The organism is Intestinibacter sp., assembly GCF_022780145.1.
Classification (GTDB): Bacteria; Bacillota; Clostridia; order Peptostreptococcales; family Peptostreptococcaceae; genus Intestinibacter.
The window spans coordinates 1-4874 of the sequence record NZ_JALEXO010000234.1 but is presented as its reverse complement, the minus strand read 5'-3'; the positions used below and the strand labels follow the sequence as shown (position 1 = coordinate 4874).

Genomic DNA, 4874 nt, shown 5'->3' with positions numbered 1-4874 from the left:
CAAATCGCCTACCTTTAACAACAACCACATGAATGTTTTACTCTATCTTTTAGCTCAGCCTTTTTGCCGTCGTTCCATTTGTCAGTTGTCCCAACTAGATACCCTGTGATTCTTCTGATTCTTTCGAATCCAACCGGTGCTAGTGAATAAGTAAGATTAGCAAAACCTTCATCATCGATAACTATTTCGACCCATTCGATTTCTCGGTTTGGATTATTTTTTCTAATATGTTCTATATAAGCATTTTTTTCCTTTTCGCTTATATCTATTCCTTCTGGTGCCTTAACTCTTATTTCGAATTTTTCCATTTTATAACACTTCCTCTAAAATATTCTACATTTAAATTATACCCATTTGAAGTGAATTTAAAATGAAAAAAATTATTTAAGCCAATTTTGAGGATTGTTCATTTGATCCTGCAAATCCTCTAAAAACACCTTTACATGATAACCATCTGTAGTCGCATGGTGAAGTGTCATAGATAGAGGCATTATCAAGCGACCATTCTCCTCGTGTATTTTTCCAGATTCTACTAAAGGAAAATAATAAGGTTTATTTTCGTAGCTATTTATTGAAAAATGCTTGAAATCTATCCACTATATTCTCTTACTGACTAAACCGTGCTTATTACAAAGTACATATATAATCCCATGCCCACTTCTCTTAAAACGTGAGCATACATCTTGCTCTGGATATAACTTGTTGATCATCAATTTGTCCACAGTTACATAAGCCATAAAAGATATAAAATGCTCTTTTATCATCGGATGATCCACAGTTACAAAAATATCATCCTCTATATACTCGACTTTTATATCATTTTTATCTATATCCTTAGCATTATCCACAATATTTCCGTTATTTTCCACCACTTCTGAATTACACTCACTTAATTCTGTAAGCTTTTGTCCACAGCAACTCAAAGTCACATTATTCGTACTGGCTATGATATTCCCACATTTTCCACAGAAATAAAATTTAGTTTTTTTCATATTTGCCATATTATTATCATTAATATTAACATCCCCTGATAATATCTCATTCACATTCAGCCCTAACACATCTGCCAAACTCTCTATGCAAGATATATCGGGCATACCAAGACCAGACTCCCATTTCGATATAGTTTTATCACTTACATTTATCTTAAGTCCTAATCCCCTCTGCGTCATATTTTTCTCTTTTCTTTTGCTGGCTATTAGCCTTCCGATTTTTATATTATCCATGCTTATCACCTCATAAATATGATAAGTCATTTTCATGATACCTACAATCTACGCAAAGTAGAGAAAAAAAAAGAAGATGAATCGAATCTCTTCAACTCATCTTCTTATATTCAAAATTTATATATCCATGATAGGCTTAAATTCTATCTTTAAATCTTAATACCATCCTCTACGTTTCATAGCGTCTGCTACTCTCTTGATAGAAGACATGTAAGCTGCAGTTCTCATATCTACGCCATATTCTTCTTTGATTGCCCATATAGCTTCGAATGCTTTATGCATAGCAACTTCTTGTTTAGCTTGAACTTCTTCAAATGACCAAGAATCTCTTTGTAAGTTTTGTACCCATTCGAAGTAAGAAACAGTAACACCACCACTGTTAGCTAGTATATCTGGAACTAGAGTTATTCCTCTCTTAGCGAATATTTCGTCAGCACCAGGAGTAGTAGGTCCGTTTGCACCTTCGCAAACAACTTTAGCTTGAACGTCGTTAGCGTTTTCAGCAGTTAATTGGTTTTCTAATGCACATGGCATTAATAAATCAACATCAGCAGTTAAAACGTTTTGATCAGTAGCTTCAGCACCTGGGAATCCTTTAACTCCTCTAGCAGCTGTAGTAGGGATGTAAGCCATTAAAGCTTTCATATCTATACCATCTGGGTTAGCTATAGTACCAGTGTGGTCACCAACTATAACAACTTTAGCACCAAATTCTTCTATATACATACCTGCATAACTACCAACGTTACCACAACCTTGTAATGCAACTTTAGCACCTTTTATATCTATACCAAGTTTAGCTAAAGCAGCTCTAGCCATCATAGCAACACCGTATCCAGTAGCTTCAGTTCTAGCTAAAGAACCATAGAAATCAACTGGTTTACCAGTATAAGTACCAGGAGCGAATTCTCCAGTTACTTTTGCATGTTCGTCAACCATCCATGACATTATTTCACCATTAGTATTTACGTCTGGAGCAGGAACGTCAACTTTTTCTCCTATAACTGGAGCAAGTGCATCAGCAAATCCTCTACAGATTCTTTCTAATTCACCTTTAGAGAAATCGTTAGGATCGATGGCAATACCACCTTTACCTCCACCATATGGTATACCAGTTACACCACATTTGAAAGTCATCCAAGTTGATAACGCTTTCACTTCGTCTAAAGTTACGTTTGGATGGAATCTTAAACCACCTTTGAATGGTCCACAAGCGTTGTTATGTTGAGATCTGTATCCAGTGAAAGTTCTTATAGTTCCGTCATCCATTTTAACTGGGAAGTTAAATTCCATAACTCTCATAGGATTTTTTAATATTTCGTAAACTGCAGGATCAGTTCCTAATTTGTCGCAAGCATTTTTAACTTGTTGTTGCGCAATTTCAAATACATTTAAAGTTTTTTCAGCCATTTTTATAAGCCCCCCTAAATTTTTACATAAATTTTAAAATTTTAATTTGGTTGTCTTTTCCATATATGTCACATCTTTCCCTTAATCATGACTATATTATATCATATTTTTTTTTTATGTGTAATTGAATTTTTATTTAATTGATTATTTATTTTATATTTTAAAAAAATTTTATTTAACGTTTTTATTATTTATCTAAAAATTAGATTAAATATATTTTTTTGAATTTTTATTGATATTTAGCACATCCTAAAAAAACATTTTCCCATATTAATTTATTTTTATTGAATATTTTTAATTTTTAGTCAATTCTATTTCTTATTTATTCCCTATTTTATTGTCGAATTATATCGATATAAGTCGATATAATCTCGTTAAATTTACATTTTTTGATACAATTTAATAATCCTCCATAGAATATTTTTTCATTTGTATATATAATTTACGTATTAAAATATATTTTGTTATATATTAGAGATTATTATTTTTCTATTTTATTATTTTTTTTACATATTTCAATCATTTTTAATTATATTTAATAAAGTATAACCTATTAAATAACATATTTTATTATAAAATTTTTAAAAAATGCTTTAAAATAAAATAGATCCTATACAAATCGCTTTGCATAGGATCTTAATCTATAATTAACTTTCTATATTAGTATTTTATTATTATGCTGCTTTTCTTAATTCTAATTCTCTAGTAACTGCATCGTGTTCTCTGTATTCTCTTAAGAATGGAGCTCTCATTTCTTTGCTTAAAACTGCTACTACTAAAGTTGGTGCTAATGCTGCTACTATATAACCTGCTGCACTTGCAAGAGATACACCTGCTACTAATGAACCAGTCATGAATCCATAAGCTAATACAAATGTTACTAATGAATCTCTTAATACTAATCTCATTTGATATTTTCTAGCAACTTCTTTTTCTGAAAGTGATTTTTTGATTTCTAAATCTACTTCTACGAGGTTTCTAACTATTTCACTTAATAAAGTGAAAAATCCTGCTGCTGCCATTGAAATTATAATTCCGTTTGTCATACCTGCTACTAGGCTATTGTATGATACATAAGTAAAGCATACTGCAAATGATAACACTAAATCTCTAAACATTTTGTTATCTAAGTCGTTTCTAAGTAATTTGTTCATATCCACTACCTCCTAAAATTAATTAATTTTTAAATTTTGTTTTATTTTATCGTTTTTATTATTTTTTGTTTTCTTATCTTTTGTTAATTTAATTATATATTCGGTTGGATATATTTTCTATAAGTATATTAACCCAAAATATAATAATATTAACATGATATAACTTTCTTGTTATTTTGCCATCGTTTTCCTGAAAATGTAACAAACCCTTGAAATTTCGAGGTTGTATCTATATTTTCAGAAATAATTTATTTTTTATTTTCCGCATAAAAATATGTCACTATATTCACTTAAAATCTATCTATATTTTCAGAATTTTTCAATTATATGTTCATTTATTAAATATAAAAAGGTCTATATAATACATACTTTATATACTATATAGACCTTTGCCCGATATATATTAAATTTATACTAAGCTAATTTTTTAAATTCGTATCCTGTAATTTCTTGTTGAACATTTCTAGCTGATGGCATTCTTATTTCTTTGCTTATAGCTGTTATAACTACTGTTGGCGCTAAAGCTACTATTATAAATGGCAGTACTTTAAAAAATGATAATCCTGCGCCTAGTTTTAAAGAAGATGTCATAGATCCGTAGCACACTAAAAATGTCACTATAGAATCTCTCACTACTAATCTTGTTTGTCTCATTTTTTCTATTTCCATTTTAGAGAGTGATTTTTTTAATTTTAAATCTTGCTCGCTTAAGCATCTAACTATTTCATTTAATAAACTAAATAATCCAGCAAATCCTAGTGATATAATTAATGTTTGTGATATTGAAACACTCACCATCTTATTTAATGATGAATACACAAAGCTTGATGCAAATAATAGCGCGAAATCTCTAACCATTCTCTTCATTATATTTTCCTCCCAAATAATCTAATATTTATTAAAATTTTCACTCATATAAATTTTTTCGTCCTTATCACAATATTAATTATATTAACTATAAAATAGATTTTCTACCATTATATTAACGGAAAAATATAACTATATTAACATGATACGCCATGACTGCACTTAAGCTTAGCTATGAAACTATATGTCGCTATTTAAATATGAAGGATATGGGGCA

Annotated in this window: 5 protein-coding genes and 1 pseudogene; all 6 read right to left on the bottom strand. The window is 29.8% G+C overall.

What is annotated here, in order from left to right; all coding sequences use genetic code 11:
• Positions 1 to 14: 14 nt before the first annotated feature.
• A pseudogene (nrdD, locus tag MR593_RS13650) lies at positions 15 to 134 on the bottom strand (anaerobic ribonucleoside-triphosphate reductase); the annotation flags it as partial.
• Between the two features lie 246 nt (positions 135 to 380).
• A complete protein-coding gene (locus tag MR593_RS08845; RefSeq protein WP_290691997.1) occupies positions 381 to 593 on the bottom strand; it encodes a CatA-like O-acetyltransferase in 213 nt (70 codons plus the stop codon).
• A gap of 3 nt (positions 594 to 596) precedes the next feature.
• Positions 597 to 1226 (bottom strand): helix-turn-helix domain-containing protein, encoded by a 630-nt coding sequence (locus tag MR593_RS08840; protein ID WP_290691993.1) that lies wholly within the window; start codon positions 1224 to 1226, stop codon positions 597 to 599.
• Between the two features lie 156 nt (positions 1227 to 1382).
• Positions 1383 to 2636: a Glu/Leu/Phe/Val family dehydrogenase gene (locus tag MR593_RS08835; protein WP_290691991.1), complete on the bottom strand. Its 1254-nt coding sequence runs from the start codon at positions 2634 to 2636 to the stop codon at positions 1383 to 1385.
• Positions 2637 to 3310: 674 nt separating this feature from the next.
• On the bottom strand, positions 3311 to 3790 hold the full coding sequence (locus MR593_RS08830; RefSeq protein WP_290691989.1) for a hypothetical protein: 480 nt from the start codon (positions 3788 to 3790) through the stop codon (positions 3311 to 3313).
• Between the two features lie 414 nt (positions 3791 to 4204).
• Positions 4205 to 4657 (bottom strand): hypothetical protein, encoded by a 453-nt coding sequence (locus tag MR593_RS08825; RefSeq protein ID WP_290691986.1) that lies wholly within the window; start codon positions 4655 to 4657, stop codon positions 4205 to 4207.
• Positions 4658 to 4874 lie beyond the last annotated feature (217 nt).

Bases quoted from the DNA above. Each gene is read 5' to 3' on its own strand.
- MR593_RS08835 (WP_290691991.1), bottom strand. From the start codon at position 2,636: ATGGCTGAAAAAACTTTAAATGTATTTGAAATTGCGCAACAACAAGTT.
- MR593_RS08830 (WP_290691989.1), bottom strand. From the start codon at position 3,790: ATGAACAAATTACTTAGAAACGACTTAGATAACAAAATGTTTAGAGAT.
- MR593_RS08840 (WP_290691993.1), bottom strand. From the start codon at position 1,226: ATGGATAATATAAAAATCGGAAGGCTAATAGCCAGCAAAAGAAAAGAG.
- MR593_RS08825 (WP_290691986.1), bottom strand. From the start codon at position 4,657: ATGAAGAGAATGGTTAGAGATTTCGCGCTATTATTTGCATCAAGCTTT.